At 70.9% G+C, this 26,624-nt stretch carries 28 protein-coding genes; 13 read left to right on the forward strand and 15 right to left on the reverse strand.

Annotated elements, in window-relative coordinates; genetic code table 11:
* Positions 1-83: 83 nt before the first annotated feature.
* Genes ACYVIP_RS34425 through ACYVIP_RS34440 form a run of 4 tightly spaced genes read left to right on the forward strand, consistent with a single transcriptional unit; the run spans position 84 to position 4,454 of the window.
* The gene (locus ACYVIP_RS34425) at positions 84-1,439 is read left to right on the forward strand and encodes a type VII secretion protein EccE (protein ID WP_460404054.1); all 1,356 of its coding nucleotides are present in this window, start codon (positions 84-86) and stop codon (positions 1,437-1,439) included.
* Positions 1,436-2,137: a helix-turn-helix transcriptional regulator gene (locus ACYVIP_RS34430; protein WP_460404057.1), complete on the forward strand. Its 702-nt coding sequence runs from the start codon at positions 1,436-1,438 to the stop codon at positions 2,135-2,137. Before ACYVIP_RS34425 ends, ACYVIP_RS34430 begins: the two co-directional genes overlap by 4 nt.
* Positions 2,137-3,783 carry a right-handed parallel beta-helix repeat-containing protein gene (locus ACYVIP_RS34435; protein WP_460404059.1) on the forward strand — a complete coding sequence of 549 codons (1,647 nt, stop codon included), beginning with the start codon at positions 2,137-2,139 and terminating at the stop codon, positions 3,781-3,783. Before ACYVIP_RS34430 ends, ACYVIP_RS34435 begins: the two co-directional genes overlap by 1 nt.
* Before the next feature lie 23 nt (positions 3,784-3,806).
* The gene (locus tag ACYVIP_RS34440) at positions 3,807-4,454 is read left to right on the forward strand and encodes a response regulator transcription factor (RefSeq protein WP_460404061.1); all 648 of its coding nucleotides are present in this window, start codon (positions 3,807-3,809) and stop codon (positions 4,452-4,454) included.
* A 46-nt stretch (positions 4,455-4,500) separates the two neighbouring features.
* On the opposite strand, the gene ACYVIP_RS34445 is transcribed toward ACYVIP_RS34440, so the two are convergent.
* From ACYVIP_RS34445 to ACYVIP_RS34455, 3 genes are all read right to left on the reverse strand, one after another.
* Positions 4,501-5,097: an LURP-one-related/scramblase family protein gene (locus tag ACYVIP_RS34445; protein WP_460404063.1), complete on the reverse strand. Its 597-nt coding sequence runs from the start codon at positions 5,095-5,097 to the stop codon at positions 4,501-4,503.
* A gap of 86 nt (positions 5,098-5,183) precedes the next feature.
* Entirely contained in the window at positions 5,184-5,597 is a 414-nt protein-coding gene (locus ACYVIP_RS34450; RefSeq protein WP_460404065.1) for a PIN domain-containing protein, read from the reverse strand.
* Positions 5,588-5,716 carry a hypothetical protein gene (locus ACYVIP_RS34455; protein ID WP_460404067.1) on the reverse strand — a complete coding sequence of 43 codons (129 nt, stop codon included), beginning with the start codon at positions 5,714-5,716 and terminating at the stop codon, positions 5,588-5,590. The genes ACYVIP_RS34450 and ACYVIP_RS34455 overlap by 10 nt, the downstream gene beginning before the upstream one ends.
* A gap of 76 nt (positions 5,717-5,792) precedes the next feature.
* Between ACYVIP_RS34455 and ACYVIP_RS34460 the strand changes: the two genes are divergently transcribed.
* A complete protein-coding gene (locus tag ACYVIP_RS34460) occupies positions 5,793-6,110 on the forward strand; it encodes a DUF4873 domain-containing protein (protein ID WP_460404069.1) in 318 nt (105 codons plus the stop codon).
* 42 nt (positions 6,111-6,152) lie between these two features.
* Here ACYVIP_RS34460 and ACYVIP_RS34465 read toward each other — a convergent pair whose 3' ends face one another.
* From ACYVIP_RS34465 to ACYVIP_RS34495, 7 genes are all read right to left on the reverse strand, one after another.
* Positions 6,153-6,899, reverse strand: coding sequence for a hypothetical protein (locus tag ACYVIP_RS34465; RefSeq protein ID WP_460404071.1), 747 nt, complete (start codon positions 6,897-6,899; stop codon positions 6,153-6,155).
* Positions 6,900-7,107: 208 nt separating this feature from the next.
* Positions 7,108-7,989 (reverse strand): alpha/beta fold hydrolase, encoded by an 882-nt coding sequence (locus tag ACYVIP_RS34470; RefSeq protein WP_460404073.1) that lies wholly within the window; start codon positions 7,987-7,989, stop codon positions 7,108-7,110.
* A gap of 69 nt (positions 7,990-8,058) precedes the next feature.
* Positions 8,059-9,744, reverse strand: a complete 1,686-nt coding sequence (locus ACYVIP_RS34475; protein ID WP_460404075.1) for an alpha/beta fold hydrolase — start codon at positions 9,742-9,744, stop codon at positions 8,059-8,061.
* Between the two features lie 21 nt (positions 9,745-9,765).
* Positions 9,766-10,959 (reverse strand): ABC transporter permease, encoded by a 1,194-nt coding sequence (locus tag ACYVIP_RS34480; protein ID WP_460404077.1) that lies wholly within the window; start codon positions 10,957-10,959, stop codon positions 9,766-9,768.
* A complete protein-coding gene (locus ACYVIP_RS34485) occupies positions 10,953-11,618 on the reverse strand; it encodes an ABC transporter ATP-binding protein (RefSeq protein WP_460404079.1) in 666 nt (221 codons plus the stop codon). The genes ACYVIP_RS34480 and ACYVIP_RS34485 overlap by 7 nt, the downstream gene beginning before the upstream one ends.
* A complete protein-coding gene (locus ACYVIP_RS34490) occupies positions 11,615-12,661 on the reverse strand; it encodes a peptidoglycan-binding protein (protein ID WP_460404081.1) in 1,047 nt (348 codons plus the stop codon). Before ACYVIP_RS34490 ends, ACYVIP_RS34485 begins: the two co-directional genes overlap by 4 nt.
* Positions 12,661-13,155 carry a hypothetical protein gene (locus ACYVIP_RS34495; protein ID WP_460404083.1) on the reverse strand — a complete coding sequence of 165 codons (495 nt, stop codon included), beginning with the start codon at positions 13,153-13,155 and terminating at the stop codon, positions 12,661-12,663. The genes ACYVIP_RS34490 and ACYVIP_RS34495 overlap by 1 nt, the downstream gene beginning before the upstream one ends.
* A 135-nt stretch (positions 13,156-13,290) precedes the next feature.
* On the opposite strand from ACYVIP_RS34495, the gene ACYVIP_RS34500 reads away from it, so the two are divergent.
* From ACYVIP_RS34500 to ACYVIP_RS34510, 3 genes are read left to right on the forward strand one after another with little or no spacing between them, the layout of a single operon-like run.
* Positions 13,291-13,974, forward strand: coding sequence for a response regulator transcription factor (locus ACYVIP_RS34500; protein ID WP_460404085.1), 684 nt, complete (start codon positions 13,291-13,293; stop codon positions 13,972-13,974).
* Positions 13,975-13,977: 3 nt separating this feature from the next.
* Complete coding sequence (locus tag ACYVIP_RS34505; RefSeq protein ID WP_460404087.1) at positions 13,978-15,213, forward strand: sensor histidine kinase; 1,236 nt, start codon at positions 13,978-13,980, stop codon at positions 15,211-15,213.
* A gap of 6 nt (positions 15,214-15,219) precedes the next feature.
* Complete coding sequence (locus tag ACYVIP_RS34510; protein WP_460404089.1) at positions 15,220-15,756, forward strand: hypothetical protein; 537 nt, start codon at positions 15,220-15,222, stop codon at positions 15,754-15,756.
* On the opposite strand, the gene ACYVIP_RS34515 is transcribed toward ACYVIP_RS34510, so the two are convergent.
* The 4 genes from ACYVIP_RS34515 to ACYVIP_RS34530 all read right to left on the reverse strand — a co-directional run bounded on the left by ACYVIP_RS34515 (position 15,753) and on the right by ACYVIP_RS34530 (position 19,744).
* Entirely contained in the window at positions 15,753-16,064 is a 312-nt protein-coding gene (locus ACYVIP_RS34515; RefSeq protein WP_460404091.1) for a DUF4387 domain-containing protein, read from the reverse strand. The two genes, ACYVIP_RS34510 and ACYVIP_RS34515, sit on opposite strands and share 4 nt — an antisense overlap.
* Entirely contained in the window at positions 16,057-17,412 is a 1,356-nt protein-coding gene (locus tag ACYVIP_RS34520) for an acyclic terpene utilization AtuA family protein (protein ID WP_460404093.1), read from the reverse strand. Before ACYVIP_RS34520 ends, ACYVIP_RS34515 begins: the two co-directional genes overlap by 8 nt.
* Before the next feature lie 155 nt (positions 17,413-17,567).
* Positions 17,568-18,506, reverse strand: a complete 939-nt coding sequence (locus ACYVIP_RS34525; RefSeq protein WP_460404095.1) for a phosphoglycerate dehydrogenase — start codon at positions 18,504-18,506, stop codon at positions 17,568-17,570.
* Positions 18,503-19,744 carry an MFS transporter gene (locus tag ACYVIP_RS34530; protein ID WP_460404097.1) on the reverse strand — a complete coding sequence of 414 codons (1,242 nt, stop codon included), beginning with the start codon at positions 19,742-19,744 and terminating at the stop codon, positions 18,503-18,505. Before ACYVIP_RS34530 ends, ACYVIP_RS34525 begins: the two co-directional genes overlap by 4 nt.
* A 121-nt stretch (positions 19,745-19,865) precedes the next feature.
* On the opposite strand from ACYVIP_RS34530, the gene ACYVIP_RS34535 reads away from it, so the two are divergent.
* On the forward strand, positions 19,866-20,564 hold the full coding sequence (locus ACYVIP_RS34535) for a GntR family transcriptional regulator (protein WP_460404099.1): 699 nt from the start codon (positions 19,866-19,868) through the stop codon (positions 20,562-20,564).
* 208 nt (positions 20,565-20,772) lie between these two features.
* On the opposite strand, the gene ACYVIP_RS34540 is transcribed toward ACYVIP_RS34535, so the two are convergent.
* Positions 20,773-21,609, reverse strand: coding sequence for an NAD(P)-dependent oxidoreductase (locus ACYVIP_RS34540; RefSeq protein ID WP_460404101.1), 837 nt, complete (start codon positions 21,607-21,609; stop codon positions 20,773-20,775).
* Positions 21,610-21,695: 86 nt separating this feature from the next.
* Between ACYVIP_RS34540 and ACYVIP_RS34545 the strand changes: the two genes are divergently transcribed.
* From ACYVIP_RS34545 to ACYVIP_RS34560, 4 genes are all read left to right on the forward strand, one after another.
* Positions 21,696-22,049 (forward strand): winged helix-turn-helix transcriptional regulator, encoded by a 354-nt coding sequence (locus ACYVIP_RS34545; protein WP_460404103.1) that lies wholly within the window; start codon positions 21,696-21,698, stop codon positions 22,047-22,049.
* A 75-nt stretch (positions 22,050-22,124) separates the two neighbouring features.
* Positions 22,125-24,389, forward strand: a complete 2,265-nt coding sequence (locus tag ACYVIP_RS34550; protein WP_460404105.1) for a 2OG-Fe(II) oxygenase — start codon at positions 22,125-22,127, stop codon at positions 24,387-24,389.
* Positions 24,386-24,997: a hypothetical protein gene (locus tag ACYVIP_RS34555; protein WP_460404107.1), complete on the forward strand. Its 612-nt coding sequence runs from the start codon at positions 24,386-24,388 to the stop codon at positions 24,995-24,997. The genes ACYVIP_RS34550 and ACYVIP_RS34555 overlap by 4 nt, the downstream gene beginning before the upstream one ends.
* A 150-nt stretch (positions 24,998-25,147) precedes the next feature.
* Positions 25,148-26,572, forward strand: coding sequence for an ATP-binding protein (locus ACYVIP_RS34560; protein WP_460404109.1), 1,425 nt, complete (start codon positions 25,148-25,150; stop codon positions 26,570-26,572).
* The last annotated feature ends 52 nt before the right edge of the window (positions 26,573-26,624 follow it).

A 26,624-nucleotide genomic window follows, 5' to 3' on the forward strand; every position in this document is an offset into this window, starting at 1 on the left:
GGACCCGACGGCCGACCCCGAGCTGGCCGGAACAGGACGTGGCCGCCGTTCCCGACAGAAGTCTCGCCAGCAGGAGGTGACCGGTGACCGCTCCCGCAGGGGACTCCGGCGCGGCCGCCATGCCAGGCAGCACGACCGCGCACGCGGTCGGCCACGCCGGTGTCGAACTGGTCACCGTGCGGGCGAGATCAGCGGCGCCGCCAGTGCGGATCGCCGCGGCCGGGCGGGCGGTAACCCCCACCGCCGCCCGTCCGGCTCCCCACCCGGTGGCCGAGGCCGACCCGCACACCCGCCCACTGGTGTTGCCGCCACCGCCGTTCCAGCCGCCGCCGGTCACCGGGCACCATGGGCCGCCGCCGAAGCGGACCTGGTCGCGGCACGTGCGCGAGTACCTCCGGCGGCTCAACCCGGTGCAGGTGCTGTGCTGGCAGGTCGCCGCGTTCGCGGTGGTGCTGTCGGTACGCCAGCCGTGGCCGGTGCTCATCGCCATCGCGGCCGCGGCGGTCGTGCTGCTCGCGCTGACCGCGGTGCGCAGCGGCGGTCGGTGGCTCTACGAGCTGGTCGGGTTGGCCGCCGGTTTCCTGACCCGCACCCGCCGCCAGGACCTGCCCAAGACCGGTGGCCCGGCCGGCACCACGGTGGCGTTGCTCGGGATGCTGCTGCCCGGCTCGACGATCCGCACCCTGGAAACCAGCCAGGGCCAGGCGATGGCGATCAGCCACGGCGGCGGCCTGACCGCGCAGCTCAGACCGGCGGCGCTCACCCCGGAACTGCTCGCCACCCTGCCGATGCCGGCCGCACTGCTGCCGACGGTGTCCGACGCGGGACACCAGCTGTTCGGCGTGCAACTCGTGCTGCACGCCGGGTTGCGGGCGCAGACCCCGCGCCGGCTGTTGGTCGCGGTACACGCCGCGCGCACCGTCGAGACCCCGGTCGACGCCCAGCTGACCCTCACGTTGCGCAACGCCCTGCGCCGGGTGCGCCGGGCCCTTGACCGGGCCGGGGTGGCCGCCCAGCCGCTCGCCGAGGAGCAGGCGCTGTCCGCGATCGCCGGGCTGGCACACGTCACCGGCGGCCGGACCGAGGTGCGCGAGGACTGGCGGTTCTGGCGCACCGGCCCGGTAAACCAGGCCACCTTCGGCCTCACCGGCTGGGCCGCGCTCACCGACACCCAGGCACGCGGGCTGATCAGCGCGCTGCTCGCCGGCGTGCCCGGGGTGGCGGTGACGGTGACCCTCGCCGCCAGCACCCAACGCCGGGGCGAGCCCATCGGCAGCGCCACCATCCGCCTCGCCGGCACGACCGAGGCCGCCGTCGACGCCGCGGCCGGCGCCATCGCCCACCGCGTCACACCCCGCGGGATCCGGCTCGCCCGACTCGACGGCACACAGCTCACCGGGGTCGCCGTCTCGCTTCCGATCGGAGTCTTCCTGCCATGACCGTGCTCGCCGACCGTCAGGACAACCCGGTAGCCGTCTTACACCCGCATGCCGTCCGCAACCCCTCCAGCGCCGGGGTCGAGGCGTTGCTGGCCGGCGCGCGCACCGAGGTGCTCGTGATGAGCACGCTGACGGTGGTGGACCGCGACCCGATCGGCGCGGTGCGCCGGATCGACCACGAGAACCTGCGCCGGGGGGTGCGGTACCGGGTGATCGTGCCGGACACCGCGCGCACCGCGCAGGCGCTGGCCAGCCAACTCGGCGCGCTCGCGCTCGCCGGCGCGGACACCCGCACGGTGGCCGAGGTGCCGACCGACGCGTTGGTGGTCGACGGCCGGGTGGTGGTGCTGCCGGTCGACCGCACCTCCGGCGGCACTTCCCTTGGCACGGCGGTGTTCCGGCTCGCCAGCGTGGTGACCACGACGATCGAGCTGTTCGAGCGGGTGTGGCTCACGGCGGTGCCGATGAGCCCGTCGGACCTGCCGGAGGCCGCCGAGCTCAACCCCCGCGAGCGGGAGCTGCTGTCGCTGCTGTCGGCCGGCAGCACCGACGAGTCGGCCGCGGTGCGGCTGGGGGTGTCGGTGCGGACCGTGCGGCGGATGGTCGCCGACATCATGAACCGGCTGGGCGCGCGCAGTCGTTTCCAGGCGGGCGTCAAGGCGGCCGACCGGGGCTGGTTGATCGCGAGGGCGGGCTGATGACCACCATGGGGTCGCGGACCCTGCTGGTCGCGCCAGGGCGCCACGGCGCGTACCCGACGATCGGCGACGCGCTCGGCCACGCGCCGGACGGGGGTGTGCTCGCCGTGGTGGCCGGCACCTACGCGGAGACCTTCGAGCTGGCCGACCGGCGGCTCACCATCCGCGCCCACGAGGGCGGCGAGGTGGTCCTCGACGGCGCCGGCGGCGACTGGCCGACGCTGCGGGTCCGCGGCGGATCGCTCGCGCTGCACGGCATCACGCTGCGCTCGGGGGCGGCGGCGGTGCTGGCCGAGGACGTCGAGCTGACCATGGAGCGGTGTGTGCTCGCCGCCGAGACCGGGCCGGCGATCGTGGTGCGCGACTGCCGCAGGTTCGCGCTCACCCGGTGCACTGTGGACGGTGCGGAGCAGGGCATCGTGGTGGAGAGCTCCTCCGGGCGGCTGGACGAGACCACGGTGTCGAACGTGGCCGGCGACGGCGTGGTGATCGGTCTCGGCGCCGACCCGGAGCTGCGCAACTGCCGGATCACCGACTGCGGGCACCGGGGGATCTACGTCTACCAGTACGCCCGGCCGCTGATCGAGGCCTGCGAGGTGGCCAGGACCGGGCACGAGGGCATCGCGGTCGCCCAGCGGAGCAGGCCGGAAGTGCGCCGGTGCAAGGTGCACGACGTCGGCGGGGTCGGCATCGCGTTCGCCGCCGGCTGTGCCGGGGCCATCGACTCCTGCCAGGTCGACAACTCCGCGTCGCCGGGGGTGTTCGTCGCCGACGGCGCGACCCCGACGGTGACCGAGCCGGCCAGGCGGGTGGCCACCAGCGGCGACGCCGACATCGACGAGCTGCTGTCCGATCTGGACGGCATGGTCGGCCTGCCAGGGGTGAAGGCCGAGGTGCACGCGGTGGTCGACGAGATCCAGGTGAACGAGTGGCGCCGGCGGGCCGGGTTGTCGGTCGGCACGGTCAGCCATCACCTGATCTTCGCCGGCGCGCCGGGCACCGGGAAGACCACGGTGGCCCGCACCTACGGCCGGCTGCTCAAATCCCTTGGCGTGCTGGCCAAGGGCCAGTTCCGCGAGGTGTCCCGGCGGGACCTGGTCGGGCAGTACATCGGGCACACCGCGGAGAAGACGTCGGTGGTGTTCGAGGAGTCGTTGGGCGGGGTGCTGTTCATCGACGAGGCCTACACGCTGTCCCGCCAGGCCGGCTCGGGTGGCGACTTCGGCCAGGAGGCCATCGACACGCTGGTGAAGCTGATGGAGGACCACCGCGACGAGGTGGCGGTGATCGTCGCCGGCTACACCACGGAGATGGCCGCGTTCCTGGACGCGAACCCCGGTCTGGCGTCCCGGTTCTCCAAGACCATCGAGTTCGAGAACTACTCGCCGGCCGACCTGGTGCAGATCATCGGCCGGATGGTCACCGGCGGCGACTACCGGCTGGCCGAGGACACCGCCCCCGTGCTGCGGGAGTACTTCGGCCGGATCGCGGACGACCAGAACTTCGGCAACGCGCGCGACGCCCGCCGGCTGTTCGAGAGCGTGCGCAAGGTCCAGTCCCAACGCCTGCGGCTGCTCGGCCGGATGCCGGACCTGACCGAGCTGCGGACCCTCACCTCGGCCGACGTGCTGGCCGCGACGGGCTAGCGCGCGGCGGTAATGTCGCGACCGTGCGGGTACTGGTGGTCGAGGACGACGAGGATCTCCGGGTCGCGGTCGCCGGCTCGCTGCGCGCGGCTGGGTTCGCCGTGGACGCGACGGGTGACCTGCCAGCCGCCGACGAGGCGTTGTCGGTCAATGCCTACGACTGCGCGGTGTTCGACCGCATCCTGCCCTCCGGGGACGCGCTGAGCTACCTGCGCGGCCGGGGGCTCGCGGTGCCCGTGCTGTTCCTCACCGCCCGCGACGCGGTCGCCGATCGCGTCGCGGGCCTGGAGTTCGGCGACGACTACCTGGTGAAGCCGTTCGCGACCGAGGAGTTGGCCGCGCGCGTCCGCCGGCTGTGCCGCCGGGTGGCGGGCGGGCAGCGGCCGGTGCTGCGCTGCGGAGACCTGGAGATCGACACCGGCCGGCACGAGGTGCGCCGCACGGGGGTGCTGCTCACGTTGACCGGCAAGGAGTTCGACGTGTTGCACCAGCTGATGGCCGGCCAGCGCACCCCGGTCAGCCGGGCGGACCTGATCCGTGAGGTGTGGGACCCGGTCGTCGACCCGACCTCGAACGTCCTGGACGTGGTCATCAACCAGCTACGCCGCAAGCTGCGCGACCCACCGATGATCCACACCATTCGCGGGTTCGGCTACGTCCTGGACGGTTGAGCCGGCCGACCCGAGTGGGCGGCCGCCATGCTCGTGCCCCACGAGCTCACCGCGACTGCAACGCGTCCAGGGCGATGGCCAGTGCGAGCACCAGTCTGCGGTCGAGGGTGGGGTCCTCGATGCGGACCAGGTAGTGGTCCCGGAAGCGGGTCTTCTTGACCACGGTGCCGACGAGGGTGTCGTCCCGGGTGAGCTCGAAGTGGTACTTCCACGGGAACGGGACGTCGCTGAACGGGAGGAAGTCCCATACCCGGCGGAACAACGCCATGGCCAGGCTGCGTTCCCTGGCCACGACCGGCTGCTGTCCCGGTTGGTCGAGCTGCCAGGTCGAGCGGAACAGCGACTTGCCGAACCGCTTACCGAAAACCCCGATCGGGGCGCCGTCCGCAGTGGTCACGTCGTAGGCGCTGGCCAGGTCGATCACCTTGCGGGCCGTGAAACCGGCGAGCACCGACTGCTTGCTCTCGTCGGTGAAGAGGGTGACCTGTTCCTTGAACGCCATCCGCTTCTGCTCGACGAAGGCGACGGGCGCCCCCGGCTCACCACGCGCGTCGTCGGCGAAGACCTCGTAGCGGTTGATCATCATGGTGATCTTCTGGTGCACGTGGAACTGTTGCTGCGCCTGGAGCCACCGCACGTCCACCGGAATTCCTCTCGACCAGCCGCGCCGGTCGGCCCCCGCCGCGATCGGCACAGCGTATGTCAGGTAACCGAAGCGGGAATTACGGGTCAGTCGACCGTGCCGCGTGCCGTCACCCACTGGGTGGGTTGGCCGGTAATCTGCGCGATCAGGTCGAAGTCCCGGTCGTAGTGCAGCACGGACAACTCCATCCGCAACGCCACCGCGGCAATGATGAGATCTGGCATCTTGCACCCCTTGAGCCCCAGGGCGGCGAGCGCCCGCTGGGTTTCCCTGGCCTGGTCGAAGTCTGACGACACAACGTCCACCAGCGGGAAAGCACTCAATGCTCGTTGCAGAGCATCCCACTCATTGCCATTGCGGGCGAAGAAACCGATTTCGAGGTCTGACATGGTGCACCGGCCGACCCGGCCCTGCTCCACGAGCGATGTCACCGCTGCGCGCACCTCGCTGTTCGGCAGGCGAGTCAGCACACTGGTATCGACCAGCCAGGTCAGCGCCACGCCTGCACTCGATCGGCGAAATCGAAGGCAGCCAACGTGTCCAGGGCTGCTGGCACGTCCGAGCGCTGATGCGCCTCGCCTGCGGCGAGACGAAGTGCGGTGTTCACCGTGTCCTTCATCGTCGCCGTGCCGAGTTGCCGCCGCGCGGCACCCTCCCTCTATCGATTACCTATTACTTCCGGTAACATGTACTGCATGAGTGAGCACGACGAGGACGGTTACTCGGGTACGGCGACGCTGACCGTGGCGGACACCGAACTCGCCGTCACCGTGACCCTGGCCGGGAACTTCGAACCGATCAGCGGCCGGTACCAGTGGTACGGCCGGATCCAGCGGCACGACGAGCTGGCCGAGCTGGTCGGCGGCCGCAAGGGCAGTGGCCTGCTGCGCACCCCGCACGGCGAAGCGGCCGGACAGCTCACCGACCCCGACCCGTGGGGCCGCTACCGGATCAGCGGCACCAGCGCCCCGCCCTTCCCGATCCCCACCTCACTCGAGGACCTGGACGAGTGACCGGAACGGGCGTGACCCTGGTCGCCCGTCCCGGTCCCGCACTCAGAGCCCGGTGGCACACCACTCGCCGCCGGACTCCTCCATCTCGACCGTGATGCCCTCGGTCTGGTCGCCCAACGACAGCTCGATCCTGGCCTGGGCGGTGTCGCCGGACTCGGACACGTCGTCGAGCCGCACGGACACGTCGAGCCCCTCGAGGTTGGACAGCTCGCTCTTGAGCGCGGTGGCGTCCGACGAGCTGCAGGCGTAGTCGTCGATGGCGTCGTAGTCCTGCTCCTCGATGATCGTCACGACCATCTCGGCCAGGTCCTCCGGGCTGCCCGTCCCGCCGGAGCCGCCGCCGGAGCTGTCACCGTCGTCCTCGCTCGCGCCGGCGCCCTCGCTGTCGGAGCCACTGTCAGAACCGCTGTCCCCGGAACCGCCGTTGGGGCCGGGGATCTGGACCGACGGGTTCCCGCTGTCGTCCGCGGTGTTCGACGACTTCTTGTCATCGTCGTCGCCGCCAGTCAGCACGAGGACCAACACCAGCGCGACCACCGCGGCGAGCACGGCCCCACCGACGCCGATGATCAACCCGGTATTGTTCTTCGGCGGCGGCGGTCCCCAACCACCCGGCTGCTGCGGGCCGTAACCCGGCGGCTGTTGCGGCGGATAGCCGGGAGGCTGCTGCCAACCGCCACCCGGCTGCGGCGGGTACCCGCCACCCTGCGGCTGGTTGAATCCGCCGGATGGCGGACCGTAGCCCCCCTGGTTCGGCGGGTAGCCCCCGCCCTGCTGCGGGTATGTCACTGCGTGCGCCCCCTATATACGAGATGTGTTGACGCGACGCAGCGTAAACCCTTGCGCCGCCGGTGGGTGCCGGTTCAGCCGACGTGCGACACGGTTGGCCGGAACGCACTCCGCGGACACGTCAACCGCCAGGTCGCGTTGTCGTCCAGCGCGAAGCAGCAAGGTAGGCAGCGAGGTAGGCAGCGGGGAGGTCGTTGCCGCCCCGCGATCAGCCTTGGTCGCCGGCCTGCTCGGCGACGCGTTGGACGGCCTCGACGACGATCTCCGGCTGGTCGACGTAGATGTAGTGGGTGCTCCGCTCCGCGACGCTGAGCTTGCTGCGGCTGGACAGGGCGAGCCACTTCTCCTGCCCCTCCGACCAGATGCGCTCCAGGTCCGGCCCGTACTCCGGAATCGCCGTGAGGAACTCCGGGCCGTGGGTGAGCACCTCGACCGGGATGTCCCCGGCGGAGCTGACCTCCCCGTCGGCGATCGTGAGCAGCTCCGGGTTCTCCCCCTTGCTCATCGCGACCATCTGCGCGCGCACGTCGGCCGCGGGGCTGGCGGCCGTCTCGGGCACCAGCGCCAGCGTGTCCGCCACCGCGGTCGACGGGGTGGCGTCCACCAACACCAGGCCCTTGACCCGGTCCTGGTGCTCGGGGGTGTACCTGGCGGCGATCAACCCGCCGAGCGAGTGCCCGGCGAGCACGACCGGATGGTCACCGGCGGCCTTGTCGAGCACCGCGGTCAGCACCTCGCCGCTGCTGGCGAAATCCTGCGGGCCGGCTGGCTGGTCGCTCTTGCCCGCGCCGAGCCGGTCGTAGGAGCAGACCCGGTCCTGCTTGCTCAGCGTCTCCTGGATACCGGCCAGCTTCTCCAGCCCGTCGCCCGCGCCCGCCAGTAACACGATCACCGGCCGGCCCTCGGCCAGCTCGCCCGTGCACGACACCTGCACCGACCTGCCGTCCACGTCGATCTTCTCGGTGCCCGCCAGCAGTTCCTGCTCGGTGCTGGTCGAGGCCGGTGGGTTGGCCGGGGGCGTTGCCTCGGACGCCTCTTCACATCCGGTGAGCGCGACGCCGGCGACCACGCAGCTCAGTGCGATTGCCACGGGCGCCCTGACAGTGCGAAACACGTTGTCCTCCATGGAGAATCGTTGCGGTACTCGACCACGGGACGATCACCGCCAGATGGACTGACGCGCGCTGGCGGCCTCGACCCTGGCGTGCAAGGTATCGGCCGACCGGACGACACCCGCACCGGCATCCGGAGCATCGTCGGGCGGCACCTGGGGACGCGGCTCGTCGGCGCACTCCGAGCGCGCGGGCGGCAGGACACCGTTGATCAGGTAGTCATCGACCGCCTCGGTGACGCACGGGTTGGCGCCGTAGTGCCCGTGCAGCCCGCTGTCGCGCACGGAGATCAGCTGGTGGCCGAGCTTCGCGGCCATCGCCGGCCCGCCGGCGTACTGGGTGGCCGGGTCGCCGTCGCCCTGGATCACCACGCCGTTGGGGTAGCCGGCGCGGGCCAGCTCGACCAGCGGCTCCGGCGGGGTGAACAACCGGAACGCGCAGTTGGTCGGCGCGGCGCCGACCACGCCCGCGCCGTTGCCGTCCGCGTAGGGGTAGCGGTCGCGGTAGTGGCGCATGTCCTCGTAGTAGGTGTCCAGGTCGGCCGGCCAGTCGGCCTCGCAGGTCACCGTGTCGTACACCCCGGGATCGACCTTGGGAATGGGCGACAGCATGCCGACTGCCCGGCTGGCGTCCTCGGCCAGCGCGGTGTTCCCCTCGGCGGCCGCGCGCAGCTGCCCGATCACCTCGGCGACCACGTCCCAGACCGGCCGGGTCGGTGCCGCGGTGGCCAGGAACCTGTCCAATGTGGACCGGTCGACTTCGGTCGGCCAGTACGCCGGCCAGTTCTCCGGTCGTTCGCGGTCCAGCGGGACCGCCCGGTCGGCCAGCGCGGCGGCCAGGGCCTCGGTGGTGGCCAGCACCTCGTGCTGGCTCGTGCCAAGGTGGTAGGTGCCGTCGCGCTCGGCGACCCAGGCCGCCCACTGCTCCACGTTGAACCGGACGCCGACCGACTGCCGGCGGGCCTGCTCGTGCCAGATCCAGTCGGGGTGCACCGCCGAGTCCAGCACGCTTCGGTTGAGCCGCTGGGGAAACAGGCTGCCGTAGACCGCGCCGAGATAGGTGCCGTAGGAGTAGCCGAGATAGTTGACCCTCTCCTCGGCGAGCACGGCCCGGATGACGTCCATGTCCCGCGCGGTGTTCGCCGTGTTGAGATACGGGCGGACGCCGCCGCTCGCCCGCTCGCAGGCGTCCTCCTTGGCGCGGGCGTAGGCGGCGTAGAGCGGGAACTGGTCGTCGGTCGGGCGGGTGGTGTTCGGCCGGATGTCGGGCACCCGTTCGCACTCGACCTCACTGGACGGGCCGACGCCGCGGGGATCGAACCCGATCAGGTCGAAGTGCGTGGCGATCTCCTGGTGGCGGGCCCCGAGCGGCATGCCGAGCCCGCCGCCGCCGGGCCCGCCGGGGTTGAGCAGCAGAACTCCCTTACGCCGGGCGGGATCGGTCGCCCGGTGCCGGCTGATCTCGATCCGGAGCCGGCCGGCGTCCGGGTCACGGTAGTTCAGCGGCACGGTCACCATGGCGCACTCCAGGTACTTCCACTGGCCCTGCCACGGATCGATGATGATGCCGTCGTCCGGCTGCTCCGAGGGGTCCGGTGGCGGCCGGTCCTGGCACTGGTACCAGTTCGGCTGTTGTTCGTGGAACTCCGCGAGGGGGTCGGTGGCGGCACTCGCCGGCGCCGTCAGCGCGGTGGCCAGGACCGCCAGGGCTCCCGCGGTCATCCGGAATCGCATCGATACTCCTTTGTGGACTGGTCAGGTGGTGGCCAGTGCGGTGGTGGGGTCGAGCCGGGCGGCGCGGGTGGCCGGGTAGAGACCGGCAAGGCCGCCGACGGCCAACGTCGCCAGCACGCCCCCGGCGAGCACCCAGGGCGGGACGACCGTCGGCCAGCCGCGGACCAGCGCGTAGCACGCGGTCACCGCCATGCCGAGGACCGCGCCCGCCGCGCCGCCGAGCGCGGACAACAGCAGCGACTCGCTGAGGAACTGGCCGCGAACCTGGCCCCTGGTCGCGCCGAGCGCGCGGCGCAGGCCGATCTCGGCCCGGCGTTCGAGCACGGAGATGACCATCGTGTTGGCCACGCCGATGCCGCCGACGAGCAGCGCCACGGCGCCGAGTCCCAGCAGCAGCCCGGTGAACGCCTGATCGGCGGCGTGCTGGGCGGCCAGCGCGTCCGAGGGCCGGGAGACCGCGACGTCGTAGGGGCGTTCCGGGTTGGCCGTGGCGGCCAGCACGTCGCGGACCTGGTGCACGGCGTCCTCGCGGGCGCGGGTGTAGATGGTGGTCGGGTGGCCGTCGAAGCCGAAGTACCGGGTCGCGGCGTCGTGGCCGAGCAGCACGGCGCTGTCGAGCTCGGGGGCCAGCGGCGCGGGGGCGAGGATGCCCACCACCGTGGCCCGCCGGCCGCCGACCAGGATCTGGACGTCGGGCCTGGCGGTCGTGATGCCGAGCCGTTCGGCGGCCTTGGCGCCGAGCACGACCGCCGGATAGCGCGCGGTGGCGCGGGTGAGCCACTGGCCGTCGGCGACGGTCGCGCCGACGGTCGCCGGCAGGTCCAGCGCCGTGGCATAGGTGCCGATGGCGTTGGTCTCGGCGGCCGGGATGTGCTCGTTGCGGTAGACCTTCGCCTCGGGGACCTCGCCGATCGAGGACACCGACTCCACCGGGCCGATCCGGCCGACCATGCCGGCGGCGGCCGAGGGCAGGGTGGGGTTGCCGCCGGCCAGGCCGGGGCCGGGCGCGACGGTGAGCAGGTTGGTGCCGAGGGTGTCGAGCGCCCGGTCGAGCTGGGCGCGGCTGGAGCCGGAGATGCCGACCACCGCGACCATCGCGGCGATGCCGATCGCGATGCCCAGTGCCGACAGGAAGGCACGCATCGGCCGGGTCCGCAGGCCGGTCGCGCCGACGTGCAGCCGGTCCCGCACGCTCAGCCTCGCCGGGGTCAGCATGTGTCGGCCTCGACCCGGCCGTCGCGCATCGAGATCCGCCGGCCGATGGCGGCGGCGATCTCCCGGTCGTGGGTGATCACGATGACGGTGGTGCCGCCGGCGTTGAGGTCGCGGAGCAGGGTGAGCACGGTCTGGCCGGAGCGGGTGTCGAGGGCCCCGGTCGGCTCGTCGGCCAGCAGCAGGCTCGGCTCGCCGACGATGGCGCGGGCGATCGCCACCCGCTGTTTCTCGCCCCCGGACAGCTGGTGTGGCCGGTGGCCGAGCCGGTGCGCGAGGCCGACCCTGGCCAGTGCGTCGGCCGCGCGCCGGCGGCGGGCTCCTGGGCGGGTGCCGGTGTAGAGCAGGCCGTCGGCGACGTTGTCGAGCGCGCGGACGCCCTGGGCGAGGTGGAAGTGCTGGAACACGAAGCCGATCCGGCCGGCCCGCAGCGCGGACAGTTGCCGGTCGGACAGGGTGGCGAGGTCGAACCCGTCGATGACGACCTGGCCATCGGTCGGCCGGTCCAGCGCGCCGACGATGTTGAGCACAGTGGACTTCCCCGACCCGGACGGGCCGACGATCGCGGTCAGCTCGCCGGGCGCGATGTCGAGGTCGACACCGTCGAGCGCGGTCACGCCGCCGGGGTAGTCCTTGCGGATGCCGCGCAGGCGCACGATCACGACGGCACCCCCACCCGCTGGCCGGCCGCCAGGTCCGGGGCGGAGACCTCGACCTGGCCGCCGGCGAACATGCCGGTCTCGACGGCGACGATCCGGCTGGTTCCCTTGTCGACGACCTCGACGCCGTAGCCGCCCTCGGCGAGCGCGAGCAGCGCGGCGACCGGCACGGTGAGCACGTCGGCCCGCCGCTGCGCGACCAGGTCGACGTCCACCGGGGTGCCGCCCTCGAGCGCGGCGAGGCTTTTCTGGTCGGCGACGGCCATGGTCAGCCGAACCGCCGCGGCGTCGTCCTGCTTGTCGTCCACAGTGGACAGCGTGGTGGCGGCGGTGACCTTGGCCGTGGTGGCGCCGTCGGGGAGCTGGACGGTGACCGGGTCGCCGACCTTCGCCAGCCGCTGGTCGGCGGCGTCCAGGTCCGCGGTGACGACCAGGGTGGCGCCGGTGTAGGACAACACGGGACCGGTCGCCGGCCCGCCGAGCTGTCCGGTCCACTCGGCGATCCGCACGGCGGCGGGCACGAACACCACCCGGCCGCGCTCGACCGTGCCGGTCTCCGCCAGCCCGAGATCGTCCTGCCAGTCGCGTACCGCGCTGGCCGTGGCGGCGGTGTACTCGGCGTCGACGTCGAACCCGTCGTACCCCAACGCCCGCAGGTTCTTCTCCAGCTGCGTGACGTCGCCGCCCTCGCTGCCGGGGCGCAGGTCCCGGTACATCGGCACGGTGCCGTACATGGCGATCACCGGCCGCTCGTCCACTGTGTACAACGGCGCGCCCCGCTCGACGGTCTCGCCCGCGCCGGCCAGCCACGTCAACGTGCCGGCCTGCCCGCCGACGATCTCGTGCGCCGGGCCGTAGTCCAGCGCGCCGGACACGGTCCTGGTCTCGGCGAGGTCCTGTTTGGTCACCGGCGCGGTCGCCAGTGGACGCGCGGCCGGCGACTCGGCCGGGGAACCGGTCAGCGCCATCGCCGTGACCGTCGCGCCGACCGCGACGACCGCCACCGCGACCCCGCCGCCGATCAGCCAGCGTCGTGCCCGACCCATCACTGGTTCCCCGGCCACAGCGACTGACAGGCCTGGTCGGCGGCGGCCAGCTTCTCGGCGTCCGCACCGGTCATCGCGGGACCGCTCATGCTGCCGTCCGGCTCGGGATCCGGCATCTCCACCCCCTTGTCCCGCATGCACTTCGCGTACGCGCGCAGCTGGTCGAGCTCCTCCGGAGTGATCTGCGCCGGCTCACCGCCGTCCGGCAGGTACTGCTTGCAGGCCGTGAGCGCCCTGTGCTCCTTGGAGTCCGGCGGCCCGTCGACCACCACCGGCGACTTGCCCGGTTCCGGGTCGGGCAGGTCGACCCCGTTCTCCCGCATGCACTTCGTGTACTGGAGGCCGGCGTCGTCGCCGGCTTTCGGCGTTGGCGAACCGCTTTCGGACTCGGTGCCGCCCGCGCTGGCGACCTTCCCGGAGTCGTCAACGGGTTCGGCCGAGCCGCAGCCCGTCATGGCCACCAGCAGCAGGCCCGCCGTGATCCACTTACGCATCAGTCACCTCTCGTCGACCGGTGCGGACCGCACGACGCGGCCCGGCAACGGCGAGGAGCATGCCCAGCGGCGGCTGATCGTTCCCTGAAACCGATCATCAGGGTTCCTTCAGGAAGCTGTGGCAGCGTGGGGCCGGTGCGCATCCTGGTGGTGGACGACGACGAACGACTCGCGTCGCTGGTGAAACGTGGCCTCGAGGCGGAGGGCTTCGCCGTCGACCTGGCGTTCACCGGCACCGACGGGCTGTGGCTGGCCCGCGAGCACGACTACGACGCGCTGGTGTTGGACGTGATGTTGCCGGGCCTCAACGGGTATCGGGTGTGCGCGCAGCTGCGGGAGGAGGGCCGCTGGACGCCGATCCTGATGCTCACCGCGAAGGACGGCGAGTTCGACCAGGCCGAGGGCCTCGACGCCGGCGCCGACGACTACCTGACCAAACCGTTCTCCTACGTGGTGTTGGCCGCCAGGGTCCGCGCCCTGTTGCGCCGGGCGCGGATCAGCAGGCCAGGCGGCGCCCGGATCCGGTTGGGCGACCTGGAAGTCGACCCGGCCGCCGCGCGGTGTCTGCGCGCCGGGACGGAGATCTCGTTGACCGCCAAGGAGTTCGCGATCCTGGAGTACCTGGCCAGCCGCGCGGGCCATGCCGTGTCGAAGACCGCGATCATCGAGAACGTGTGGGACTTCGCCTTCGACGGCGACGTCAACACCGTCGAGGCGCATGTCAGCAAGCTGCGGCGCAAGATCGACACCGCGTTCGGCAGGCGGGCCATCGAGACCCTGCGCGGCATCGGCTACCGACTCGCCGCCGACGGCGGCTGAGCCGTGCTCGCCTCGATCCGGGCCCGCACCACGCTGGTCGCGACCGTCGTGGTGGCCGTGGCGCTCGCCGCCGCGATCGTGCTGGTGACCTGGCTCGTGCGGGGGAATCTCACCGCCAGCGCGGAGAACCAGGCCCAGGTGGCGCTGGACACCGTCTCCGCGCAGCTCATCGCCGGGGAGAACCCGAGCATCGTGTCCGACGGCACGACGACCGTCCAGATCCTGGAGCCGGGCGAACAGCCGAGGACACAGACGCCGACCGAAGGGGCCGTGGCCTTCCTCCGCCTGGTGGTGACCGACCGTGGCACCTACATCGTGCAGAGCCAGACCTCGTTGGAGGCAACCGAGAGCGCACTGTCCACACTGGCCTGGTCATGGGGCGGGATCTCCGTCGTCGTGCTGCTCGCGGTAGCCGTCATGACCCGGCGGTCGGTGCGCAGCACGCTGGCGCCGATCGAGCGGATCCGCGCCGAGTTCGCCGACATCACGACCAACGACCTCCACCGCCGCGTCCCCCTGCCACCCACCCGCGACGAGGTCAGTCAACTGGCCGGCACGATGAACGCCACCCTGGACCGCCTCGAACACGCCGTCGGCCAGCACCGCCAGTTCGTCGCCGACGCCTCCCACGAGCTCCGCGGCCCGATCGCCGCCCTGCGCACCGAACTGGAACTGGCCGTCGACCACCCGGCCGGGACCGACTGGCCGGCCAGCGCACGCGACGCGCTGGCCGACACCCACCGGCTGGCCCAGCTCACCGACGACCTGCTGTTCCTGGCCCGCATGGACGCCGACGAGCCCGCCAGGAACACCGAGGTCGACCTGACCGCCACGCTCACCGAACTGACCAGACGCCGGGAGGCGGTCCGCACCCACGTCCCCGACGGTCCGGTCACCGTGCACGGCAGCGCGCCCCACCTGCAACGCCTGCTCGGCAACCTCCTCGACAACGCCCACCGCCACCGCCGGCACCACGTCGACGCCCACCTGCACGCGACCACCGGCGCGGTGGTCATCAACATCGAGGACGACGGCAACGGCATCGCGCCGGCCAACCGGGAGCGGATCTTCGACCGCTTCACCCGCCTGGACGAGGCCCGCACCCGCGACCGCGGCGGCGCGGGCCTCGGCCTGGCCATCGCCCGCGACATCGCCCACCGCCACGGCGGCACCCTCCAGGCCGACGCCGCCCCCACCGGCGGCGCCCGCTTCACCCTCCAGCTCCCTGTAGCAAACTGACGGTCCATGACGGCGATCAGGCCCGCGGCGGACGCGGCGGCGGCGCGGTGGCTGCTGCGGACCGATGTCGACTGGTGGGACCTCGTTCGGTACGGCCCGCCGGGCTTCGACGTGTACGTGCGGATCGCCATGGCCCCGGCGGCCGATCCGATTCGCGTGGCACTCGCGACCCTCGCCGCCCACACGGCAACCCCGGCCAGCGGGTATGTGGCGATCTGGGAGGGCTGGACGGGGGACCCGGTGCCGCAGGCACCACGAGTGCCGGTTCCCCATCGGGAGATGCTGCTGTTCACCGGCCCGGTCGACGTGCTCCGAGACGCGCCGTCGCTGGCCTGGTACGGCGCCGCGACCGGCTCCCAGGAACCGCACCTGGTGTGGCCGGCGGATCAGGCCTGGTGCCTGGCCTGCGAGGTGGACGAGGAGATCGAGTTCACCGTCGGCTGTTCGGTCGCCGCGTCCAGGGCGCTGGCCACGGCCCTGCCCGGCGCTGTCCGCCAGGTGCGCTACGGCGAACAGACGCCGTTGTACCGCGACCCCGCCTAGGGCAGCGGGAGCATGGCCAGCGGCACATGGTGCTGGCCGGCGTGGATGTCCCGGTCGCGCAGGCTGCCCTGGGCGACCGGCCGGGGGAAGGAGATCTTGACGACGTCCAGCGACGGGACGCGGAAGATCCGCACACCGTCGGCCGGCACGCCATACAGCCGCCCGATGACCTCCTCGTTCAGGAAAGCCGGGTCGGCGGCGACGGCGTAGGCGGCCTCGTCGCGCAGGAACAGCTCCATGGTGACCCAGAACGGGCCCGCGTTCTTGGACCGGACCTCGAGCGCGAGGTCCTGCAGGGTCTCAGGCACGGGCTTCCCCCATCTCGGTGCGGAACATCGCCGTCGGGCTGTCGGCGTCGACGACGTGGTTGAGGACGAACTCGTACACCGCGCCCCGCTCGGTCTCGGCCGGTGAGGTCGCGAACGCCAGGCTCGGCAGGTACGCCATGTCGGCCGTCGGCAGGTGCAGCATCAGCGGGTTGGCGACCTTCGCGACCGCGGTCGCGGTGGCCTGGTCGGCGGCGCGCACCAGCAGCATCACCCCGACCTCCCTGGCCGGGCCGGTCGCGGGGTCGAGGTCCTCCAGGATCGCGTTGTGGCCGTAGAGCCGGATGTCGACCTGGTAGTCGTCATCGCCGAGCGCGAGGGTCTGGTGAACGCGGTCGGCGAGCACCTTGGCCAGCAGCGCGGCCCAGTCCTCGATGTTGGCCAGGATGTGCGGGTCGCGGATCGCGGAGAACGACATCGTCTCGTAGCCGCTGATCCTGGCGCCCTCGAGCTTGATCGTGTGCTGCTCTGCCGGTTCGAAGACCGAGTTCTCCACGCGCACGACGCGGTCGGTCACCGCGCGGTAGGTGGCGTTGGTGACGTCGAGCGTGCCGGCCGGTTCGCGCATCCGGAACGGGTTGGCCGTCTCGTAGAGCATGTGGGCGGCCACCGACGCCGGGGTGCACGCCGAGGCGGGGTCGAGCGGCTCGATCGTGAAGCCGTCGTGGTCGATCGTGGCCAGCACGCCGCCGGTGCGCGGGTTGGTGGTGCACTGGCCGCCGCACTCGACGATCTTCGCCGCGTGCCACACCGGCCCGGCGGGCAGTCCGTGCAGCAGCGGGACGGCGGCGGCCACGGCGGTGTCGGTGGCCCGGCCGGCCAGGACGACGTCCGCGCCGGCCAACAGCGCGGCCGCGATGGGCTCGTGGCCCATCATGCCCACGATGCGCGCGCAGCCGTCGATGGTCGCGGCGTCGAGCGGGCCGTGCGGCGGCAGCGGGTGGATGGCGTGGTCGGCCAGGCGTTGCCTGAGGTGGGCCGGGGACTGCTCGCTGTAGATGGTGGCGACGGTCAGCTGGAGGTCGTCCTCAGCGAGGATGCCGGCGGCGATGCCCGCCAGCCAGTCGACGCCGCTGTCGGCACCGCTGGTGCCGCAGGATCCCACGATGAGCGGAATGCGGGCCTTGGCCGCCGCGCGCAGTGCGATCCGCAGGTCGTGCGCGACCGCCGCGGCGGAGGTCTTCGGGGTGCCGGAGCCAAGGTAGTACGGACCGGAGTCGGTGGAACCGCCGTCGATGGCGATGACGTCCGCACCGAGCTCGAGCCCTCTGGCCACCGACTCGGCGGTGAACCCGGCGCCGATCATGCCGGTAGGCACCAGCACCCGCACCTGTCCCGCCTCCCCGGAATTGAATGTGTTGGTCGCGTTGGGGACCGCGGGTGCTGGTTGAGTACGTACTTGTGGCTGGGTTGCGTCACGTTCCCCTGAGGTGCGGTTGGGAAGTCCTCGGGATGAACTCGATCCTGAGCTTGCCGGAGGGTGTTTCACAGCGTCTCCTTCGGGGTGTTCAGGGGAAAGCGGGGTTCGCCGCGGAGGGCGGCGAGTAGCTCGTCGGCCGCGGCCAGTGCGGTGGCTCGTCTGGCCTGCGCGGTCTGCCCGGCCAGGTGTGGGTAGACGGTGATGCCGTCGACCGTGCGCAGTGGGCTGTCCGGCGGCAGCGGCTCGGTGTCCACGACGTCCAGCGCGGCGCCCGCGAGCCGGCCGCCGGCGACCGCGTCGACCAGCGCGGCCTCGTTGACGAGCGCGCCGCGGGCCGTGTTGACCAGGATCGCGGAGGGCTTCATCAACGCGAGGGCCGTGGCGTCGACGAGATGGTGGGTCCTCGGCGTCAGCGCGGTGTGCAGAGACACGTAGTCCGCGCCGCGCAACAGCGTCGGCAGGTCGGTGAACTCGACGTCCACAGTGGACGGATCGGGATGGTTCGTGTGGCAGCGGACCGTCATGCCGAAGGCCCTGGCCAACGGCACGACCGCGCGCGCCGCCGCGCCGAACCCGACGAGCCCGAGGGTCGCGCCGCGCAACTCGTGACCGCTGCCCCTGGGCCACTCGCCGGCGGCCACCCCGGCCGCGGACACGACCAGCCGGCGCGCGGCAGCCAGCAGCAGGCCGATCGTGTACTCGGCGACGGCATTGCTGTTGATCCCCGGCAGGTTGCTGACCCGGATGCCGAGCCGGGTGGCCGCGGCCACGTCGACGGCGTCGTACCCGACCCCCGACCGCACGATCGCCCGCAGCCTCGGCGCTTGCGCCAGCACGGCCGCGGTCAGCGGATCGTGCCCGACGATCACGCCGGTGACCCCGCGCAGCGCCGCGACCAGGTCACCGCCAACGTGATGCTGGACCCGGTATCCGGCGGCCTGGAGAACGGCGGCGGCCTCGTCGCCCGGACGCGAGTAGTCGGTGGTGACCAGGACGTCGTTCACAGCGCGGCACCGACCCGATCGCGCGCCAGGACCTGGATCCGCAGCACGACCACGACGGCGAGCACCGCGAGCGCCGCGGCGTTGACCAGCATCAGGTCCCAGCTGGTGAGGTCGACCATGCCGCCGACCACCGCCGGGCCGACGAACCCGCCGGAGTACCAGCCGACCGTGTACAGCCCGGTGTAGGTGCCGACCACCCGGCTCGACGGCGCCAGGTTCCACAGCAGCACCGCCCCGTTGATCATGAACCCGGCCGCCCCCGCCGCGCCCGCGCACAACGCCACCACCGTCCCGGTCGGGGTCTGCACCAGCGTGCCGGCGACCATCGACCCGGCGAACAACGTCATGCCGGCGGCCATCACCCGCAACCGCCCGACGCGCTCGGACAACAACGCCAACGGGAACGCGGCGAGCAGGTAGGCCACCCCGCTGAGCAGGGTGAGTCCACCGGCGTCCCCACGGGACAACCCGAGCGTCTCCATCCCGTAGGTGGTGATCAGCGACCGCGAGGAGAACCAGGCACAGCCGAACAGGAAGATCGCGAGGATCACCAACAGCCTGCTGCGGTCGGCATCGCGGACGATGTCGGCCAGGACGTCGCGCATCCGGGATGTCGGCGCGGTCTCGCCCGCCTCCTCGGCGACCGCGGCCCGGTAGGCGGGCGAACTGCTGTCGCGCACCCGGGACACGAGCACCGCGACCGAGCCGAGCATCAGCACCGACGGGATCCAGAACGACAGCACCGGGTACGAGTCCACGAGGAACGTGCTGATCAACGCCGAGACGATGACCGTGAGGCTGATGGCGATCTTGACCACGGCGTTCGCCCGGCTGCGGCGCTCGGGGCGGATGAAGTCCGGCAGCAGCGACTCCCCCACCGGCTTGAGGCTGTTGGCCACCAGCGCGTAGCTGAACATCACGACGATCAGCACGGGCAGCGTCGAGGCGAGCGGGATGGTGGCGAACAGCAGGGCGGCCACCGGCATCCCGACGGCCAGGTAGGGGATGCGGCGGCCCCAGCGGGTGCGGGTGTTGTCCGAGCGGTTGCCGATCCAGGGCTGGATCACGATGCCCAGCATGTTGTCCATGCCCATCAGCAGGCCGATCAGCGCGGCGCTGCCCAGGTGTTCGCGCAGCAGGGGCGGCACCTGGGCGTCGTAGAAGTTCCAGGTCGACTCCTGGGCGAAGGCGGCGAGTGCCACGTAGAAGGTGATGCGCCGCCCTGTGCCCGTCCTCACGTCCGGTTCCGCTGCGGTCATCGTCGTCCTCCGGGAGCCGCGGTCGTGTCGTCGCGCAGGTTAATTACGCTATAGCAAAACTGTCAACAGTTGCATAAACGTATGCCATACGATGACGCTCATGAGCCAGGCCCCGCCGTGGACGGAGACCCTCGCCGACCGCACCTACCGTGCGGCCAGGGACGCCATCGCCGCCGGCGAGCTACGCCAGGGGGAGAAGATCACCGAGCGCGGCCTTGCCGAGCGCTTCGCCGTCAGCCCCACCCCGGTCCGGGAGGCGATCCGCCGCCTGGAACAGGACGGCCTCATCGAACGCGTCGGCCCACGCACAGTCGTCGTGGCCACCATGGGCGACAACGCGATCCAGGAACTGGCCGAGGTCGAGATCGCGCTGCGCGGCCTGGTCGCGCGCTTCGCCGCCCGGCACGCGACCCCCGCCCAACTGGACGACCTGGACACCATCCTCGACGAGGCCGACGACCTGCTGATCGTCGCGCGGAAACGGCACGCCGACGGCCAGCCGGTCGACCGCCAGGTGAACAAGCTGCTGGACACCATGCAGCGGTTCAACGACGCGGTGAGCACCTGCGCCAGCAACCCCGTGCTCGTGCGCCTGCTGGAGCAGACCCGGGTGTTCTCCCGCGCCGAGCGCCGCACCCGCCTACTCGACCACGTCGCCGCCAACGACCGTTTCGGCCTCGACCGCTACGCCAGCCACCGCGACCTCGTCCGCGCCCTACGCAACGCCGACGCGCCCGCCGCCGAACACATCGTCATGACCGACGCCCGAGGCGGACTCGTCGAACTACTCTCGAGCTGACGCGCTCACCTGGCCAAAAAGCCGGACACAAGTCCGCGATCGCGACCGCGGTTAGGCGCTCAACCAACTCGGTGAACGACGCACCCGGCGCGAGCGGGTCGGTGGTGTCCCACAGCAGCCTGGTCGAAACTCAGCTCCTCGATCCGCCGGAACCGCGCCAGCAACTCGGCGGCCGGCGCGTCCTACATGACGATCACCCCGAAACGGGTCATGACAGCAGCTCGATCACGCTCGGGAAGTCGTCACCGCCGAAGCCCTGCTCGACGCGGCGGCGCATCAGCGCGAACAGCGGGTCGGACAGCTCGGTACTCACGCCCTGGGCGCGGCTGACGTCGTGGATGCCGTCGTTGGCCACCTGCATCGACAGGTCGGACTCCGTGGCTGTGTAATCGCCGGAGTCGATCTGGCCAGCCATGTCGACGAGCGCGGGGAACATCGCGCGCAGCCACGGGATCAGCAGCGTCTCGGTGAACTCGACGACCGGCGTGCCCTCGGTGCGCACCATCGCCGCCGCCTGCACGAACCCGCCGAGCATGCCGTACATACCGGTGAGCATCGCGATGTCATGCAGCGCCGCCAGGCCCGGCTCGGCACCGAGGTAACGCCGTTCACCGAAGGCCGCGAGCACGTCCCCCACGCGCACAAACGCCTGCTCATCACCGCTGTAGAGCACGACAGCGGCCGGCGTTCCGATCATCGACGGAATGGCCATGATCCCGCCGTCGAGGAAGTCCGCGCCACGCCCGGTGATCAGCGCTGCCAGCTTCACCGCCTCCGCCGGAGTGCCGGTGGTGAGGTTGACGACCGTACGGCCGCTGAGGTCCAGGCCGTCGAGAACCGCGACGACCGAGTCGAAGTCGAGCAGGCACAACACAACCAGCTCGTTCGCGGCGACCGCGTCGGCGGCGGTGGTCGTGTGTGTGACGGCGAGGTCGGCCGCGCGGCCGGGAGTGCGGTTCCAGACGGTGGTGTCGTGGCCGTTGTCCACCAGTGAGGCGGCGAGCGCGCGGCCCATCTTGCCGAGTCCGATGACTGTTGTGTTCACGCGGAAGACTCTGCTTCTGTGCCGTACAGTAAGGCAAGTACCTACCTAAAAGTCAGGTACCCACCAAAAGGTAAGGATCCAGGCAAATGCCGGCACACGGCCCATACACGTGCGGTCTCGACGCGGCGCTCGACATCGTCGGCGGGAAGTGGAAGTCACTCATCCTGTGGGCACTGGCCGAGACGCAGGCAATGCGCTTCGGCGAACTGCGACGCGAGGTGGTCGGCATCACGGAGAAGATGCTGATCCAACAACTGCGACAGATGGAGTCCGACGGCCTGATCCACCGCGAGGTGTACCGACAGGTGCCCCCGAAGGTCGAGTACTCGGTCACCGAGTTCGGCCGCTCCCTCAACAAAGCCCTGACCCCACTAGGCGACTGGGGCGAACAACACATGACCCGAATCGCCAGCCGGGACCCCCGCGCTGCCTCCAGGTGAGGAGCGACCATCGTCTGGATCCCCGTCGGCCCACTCTAGGGTCGGGCCCGGCAGCAGCACGGGAGCGAGGGACACATGGCGACGACGGCTCGGGAACGGCTGGCGCGACTGCTCGACGACACCGAACCGGCCGGGTCGTTCAGTGCTCAGTTGCTGGCGCCGGCTCAGCTGCTCGAGTTGGAGGTGTCCGGCGTCGGGCCGGTACGCCTTCCCCTCTGGGCGCCGTCGGCGAAGAAGCTGGTCGCGGCGGCGCGGCCGGCCATGTTCGGCCAGGGCGAGGAGACGCTGACCGACACCGACGTCCGCGACACCTGGGAGCTCACCCCGAACCAGATCACGCTCGGCGGGCCCGGCTGGACGGCGCTGCTGGACGGCGCGCTGGCGCACTTCCGTGATGAGCTCGGGCTCCCCCGGACGGCACGGCTGCGGGCCGAACCGCACTCGATGCTGGTGTACGGCAAGGGCCAGTTCTTCCTCCCCCACCAGGACTCGGAGAAGCACGACGCGATGGTGGGCACGCTGGTGGTGTCACTGCCATCGGCGCACACGGGCGGGGAACTGGTCATCGACCACGCCGGGGAGACCCGGACCTACCGCGCGTCGAAGGAGGACCTAACCCTCGTCGCGTTCTACGCCGACTGCCGGCACGAGGTCACGCCGGTCAGGTCCGGGTACCGGGTGACGCTCACGTTCAACCTGCTCGCCGATACCGAGAGCGCTGCGCGGGTGACCGGCCCCACCACCGAGCTGGCGCACTGCCTGACTGAGCACTTCACCACGCCGGCCACCCAGCGGTACGGACGTCAGGACCTCGACCCGCCAAATCGGCTGGTCTTCCTGCTTGACCATGAATACACCCAGCGCGGCCTGACCTGGCATCGGCTCAAGGGCGTCGACGCGGAACGCGCCGCGCTGCTGCGCGCCGCCGCCAAACAGGCCGGGTGCGAGACAGTGCTGGCACTGGCCGAGGTGCAGGAGACCTGGGACGCCCAACCGTCCGACGGCGGGTGGGGCTATCACGACGACGAAGACGCCGACGAAGACGACTATCAGCTCACCGATCTGATCAACGACGACATCACCCTCGGCTGGTGGACGGGCCCGGACGGCACCGATGGTGAGCCGATCTCGGTGAGCATCCCTCACCACGAGGTGTGCGCCACCACGCCGAGCGCGGACCTGGAGCCCTACCAGTCCGACTACGAGGGCTACATGGGCAACTACGGCAACACACTGGACCGGTGGTATCGGCGGGCCGCGATCGTCGTGTGGCCACGGGACCGGGCGTTCACGGCGCGTGCCGAAGCCGGGTCACAGTGGGCGCTCCGAGAGCTCCGTGAGCGCATCGACGCCGGTGACCTGGCGGGCGCACGTGCCGCGGCGGAGTCGCTCGCGCCGTTCTGGAAAAGGACCGGGTCGCGGGCGGAACTGCTTGGCGCCGCGCTGGACGTGGCGGCGGGTCTTGGCGTCGCCGAGACAGCCACGATGCTGCTCGAGCCGTTCCGGGTGGAGACGCTCACGCAGGAGCATGCGGACTGGCTGGCGGCGGCGGCCGGCCAGTACGGCGAGGAGTGGACGCAGAGCGTCATCAACGGTTGGTTCGAATCCAGGCACCACTACGGAACCGACCGGCACGAGTGGGTCGAAGAGCTGCCAGGGCTGTGCGGAGCGCTGCGCACCACCAGGAGTACGGAGGCGGCACGGCTGCTGGCCGCCAGAGCCTGGCAATGGCTGGACGACGACCTGCTGACCTGGACCAAGACCGCACGAACCGAGGTCCGCCGGCCAGCGTTGGAGAGACTCGGTTCGCCGCTGACAGGGCTGCTGGAGGCGGCCGACGACCCGTTGCGCACTGAGATCATCACCGCGCTGCGCGGGTACGGGGACGCGGTGCTGGAGTGCCTGATGCCGACACTGCGTTCGGTGGGCACGCGTCGAACGGCAACGTTCCACACGGTCGCGCGGGACTGCGCGCAGCGGCTCAGCACGATCGTGGCGCGACCGCGGCGGGAGGACGACGACTGGTCGATCGCGTGGACCGGGTGCCGGTGCGACCTGTGCGACACGCTGGGAACGTTTCTCGCCTCCCGTTCGCGGCGAGTCTTTGAGTGGCCGCTGGCGAAGAACGGACGTCAGCACGTGCACAGCAAGATCGATTCGGCTGGACTGCCGGTGCGCCACCAGACCCGGCGACAGGGCCGGCCATACATGTTAGTGCTGACGAAAACCCACGAGCTGTTCACCCGTGCCACGAACGCGCGGCACACAGCCGAGAACGACCTGGCCTGGCTGACCGCGACCTGGAGTGACCCATCAGCGCAAACGTGGGTACAAGCATGAACCGTTCGACATCCGCTCTGGCGGCTCTGTCCGCAGACGAGAAGGCAATCGTGCTCGATGGTCTGCTCGGCGTCCGCCCAGATCTTCGAGAACTCGCCGAAGTCCAGGCCGTCCGGCTCATGTCGGACGGAGACCGCTCTGCGGTCACCGTCGCGGTCGCCGGCACCTTGCGCGGTCTGGATATCGAGGAGCTCAACAACCGCGCGGGATACCGACCGGGTCACGGATATGTCCATCCGGTCGTGGCCGCGGACGAGATCATGGACGAAGCGCTGGAGCCCTTTCTGCTGGATCTCGAACGTCGAGCGGCGCTCGGTATCGCAACCGCGGCTGCCGAACTCGCGATGGGCATACTGGTGGGCCTGTACGAGTGTCGCGACGGAGGCAGCGAAACGCTGCTCGAATACTGCCCGGACTACGCCGCCGAACGCGCGGAGAGCGTGGTGGACCGGTGCGCGCGGCTCGGCATCGACCTGCCCCGCGCGGAACTACTCGATCTCCTGCCGGAGTGGGACGGCATCCTGCCCAACACCGTCGATGCTCTCCCAGCCGATACCGAGTACCCGTCGGACCTGCTGGTCTCGGATCGAGATCGAGCGCACGACTAGGTCGAAGCCGACCAGGTTTTGCTGGGCTTCGTGCGGTGGCAGCACGACCGCCTGTTCGAGCGAGTGTCCGACGAAGAGACCCGTCAGCCTTACACGCGCACATTCATGATACACTCATTGTTGAGTGACTTATCGGTGAGTGTATCTGGGGTGATCGTGTTCATTGGACGTGAGCGGGAGCTGGCGCTGCTCGACCGAGTGCTGGGCAAGGTCAGGGAGGGAGGGCGGGTTGACCGGCCTGGTCGCGCTCTACTTGTGCGCGGTCGCCGTCGGGTCGGCAAGTCGCGGCTGGCCGAAGAGTTCGTTGAACGCGCGGGTGTTCCGTACGTGTTCTTCACCGCTTCCGCGCAGTCGAGTATGGAGGCGGATTTGAGGCTGTTCACCGAGGCCGCCATCAGCTCGGATCTTCCTGGTGCTGACGTGTTCCGCGACCAGACCCCCACGTCCTGGGACGCGGCGCTCCGGCTCCTGACGGCGGCGCTGCCCGAGGGACAACCCTGCGTGATCGTTCTGGACGAGATGCCGTACCTCATCGCCAACGACGCCGGGTTCGAGGGCACGCTGCAGAAACTCTTCGATCGCGAGCTGTCTCGCCGGCCCGTGCTGTTGTTGTGTATCGGCTCCGACCTCGCGATGATGGAGGCACTCAACGAGTACGGCCGACCGTTCCACCAGCGCGCCACCGAGATGGTGATCCCGCCGCTGAGCCCAGCGGACGTGGCCACGATGCTCGACCTGCCCGCTGCGGACGCGTTCGACGCTCACCTGATCACCGGCGGGTTGCCGCTGATCATGGCCGAATGGCCCAGTGGCGCTTCGGTCACCGACTACCTGACCGACGCGGTGGCCGACCCCACCTCGGCGTTGCTGGTGAGTGCGGAACGTGCGCTGGCCGCCGAGTTCCCGGTCGAAGCCCAGGCGCGCCGTGTCCTCGGCGCGATCGGATCGGGTGAGCGGACGTACTCGCTGATCGGACGGGCGGCGGGCGATCTGCCACAGGCCTCGCTCAGCCGCGCACTCCAACTCCTGACCGCCAAGCACCTGGTAGATGCCATGATCCCGCTGTCGACCCAACCCTCCCGGGAAACCAGATACGTTGTTCGGGATCCGTACCTACGGCTCTGGCTGACTTTCCTCGGTCCACACCTCGCCGAGATCGAGCGCGGTCGCGGAGACTTGGTGCTCGCCCGGATCCAATCGTCCTGGACGACCTGGCGCGGCCGCGCGATCGAACCGATGATCCGAGAGTCGCTGCGACGCCTGCCTGGCGGGACTCTTCCTGATGGGACAACAGTGATCGGCGGCTACTGGACCCGCACCAACGATCCGGAGATCGACATTGTCGGCGCTGACCGCGAACCTGTCGCCAAGAGCGTCACCATGGTCGGTTCGATCAAGTGGCAGGACACGCGCCCGTTCGACACCCACGACCTCGCTCGGCTGATGATCCACCGATCCCGGCTACCAGGCGCCGACGAACAGACCCACCTGCTCGCCGTGACCCGCGCCACGACAACCCTGCCCGGCGTTCAGGTTCTCGACCCTGACGAGCTGATCACTGCTTGGCGATCCTGATCGTTGGTTCAATCAGATCCGCTCACAGGTGATCCCCTTCTGTTGAAAGTCG

The sequence above is a fragment of the Actinophytocola sediminis genome, assembly GCF_054779715.1.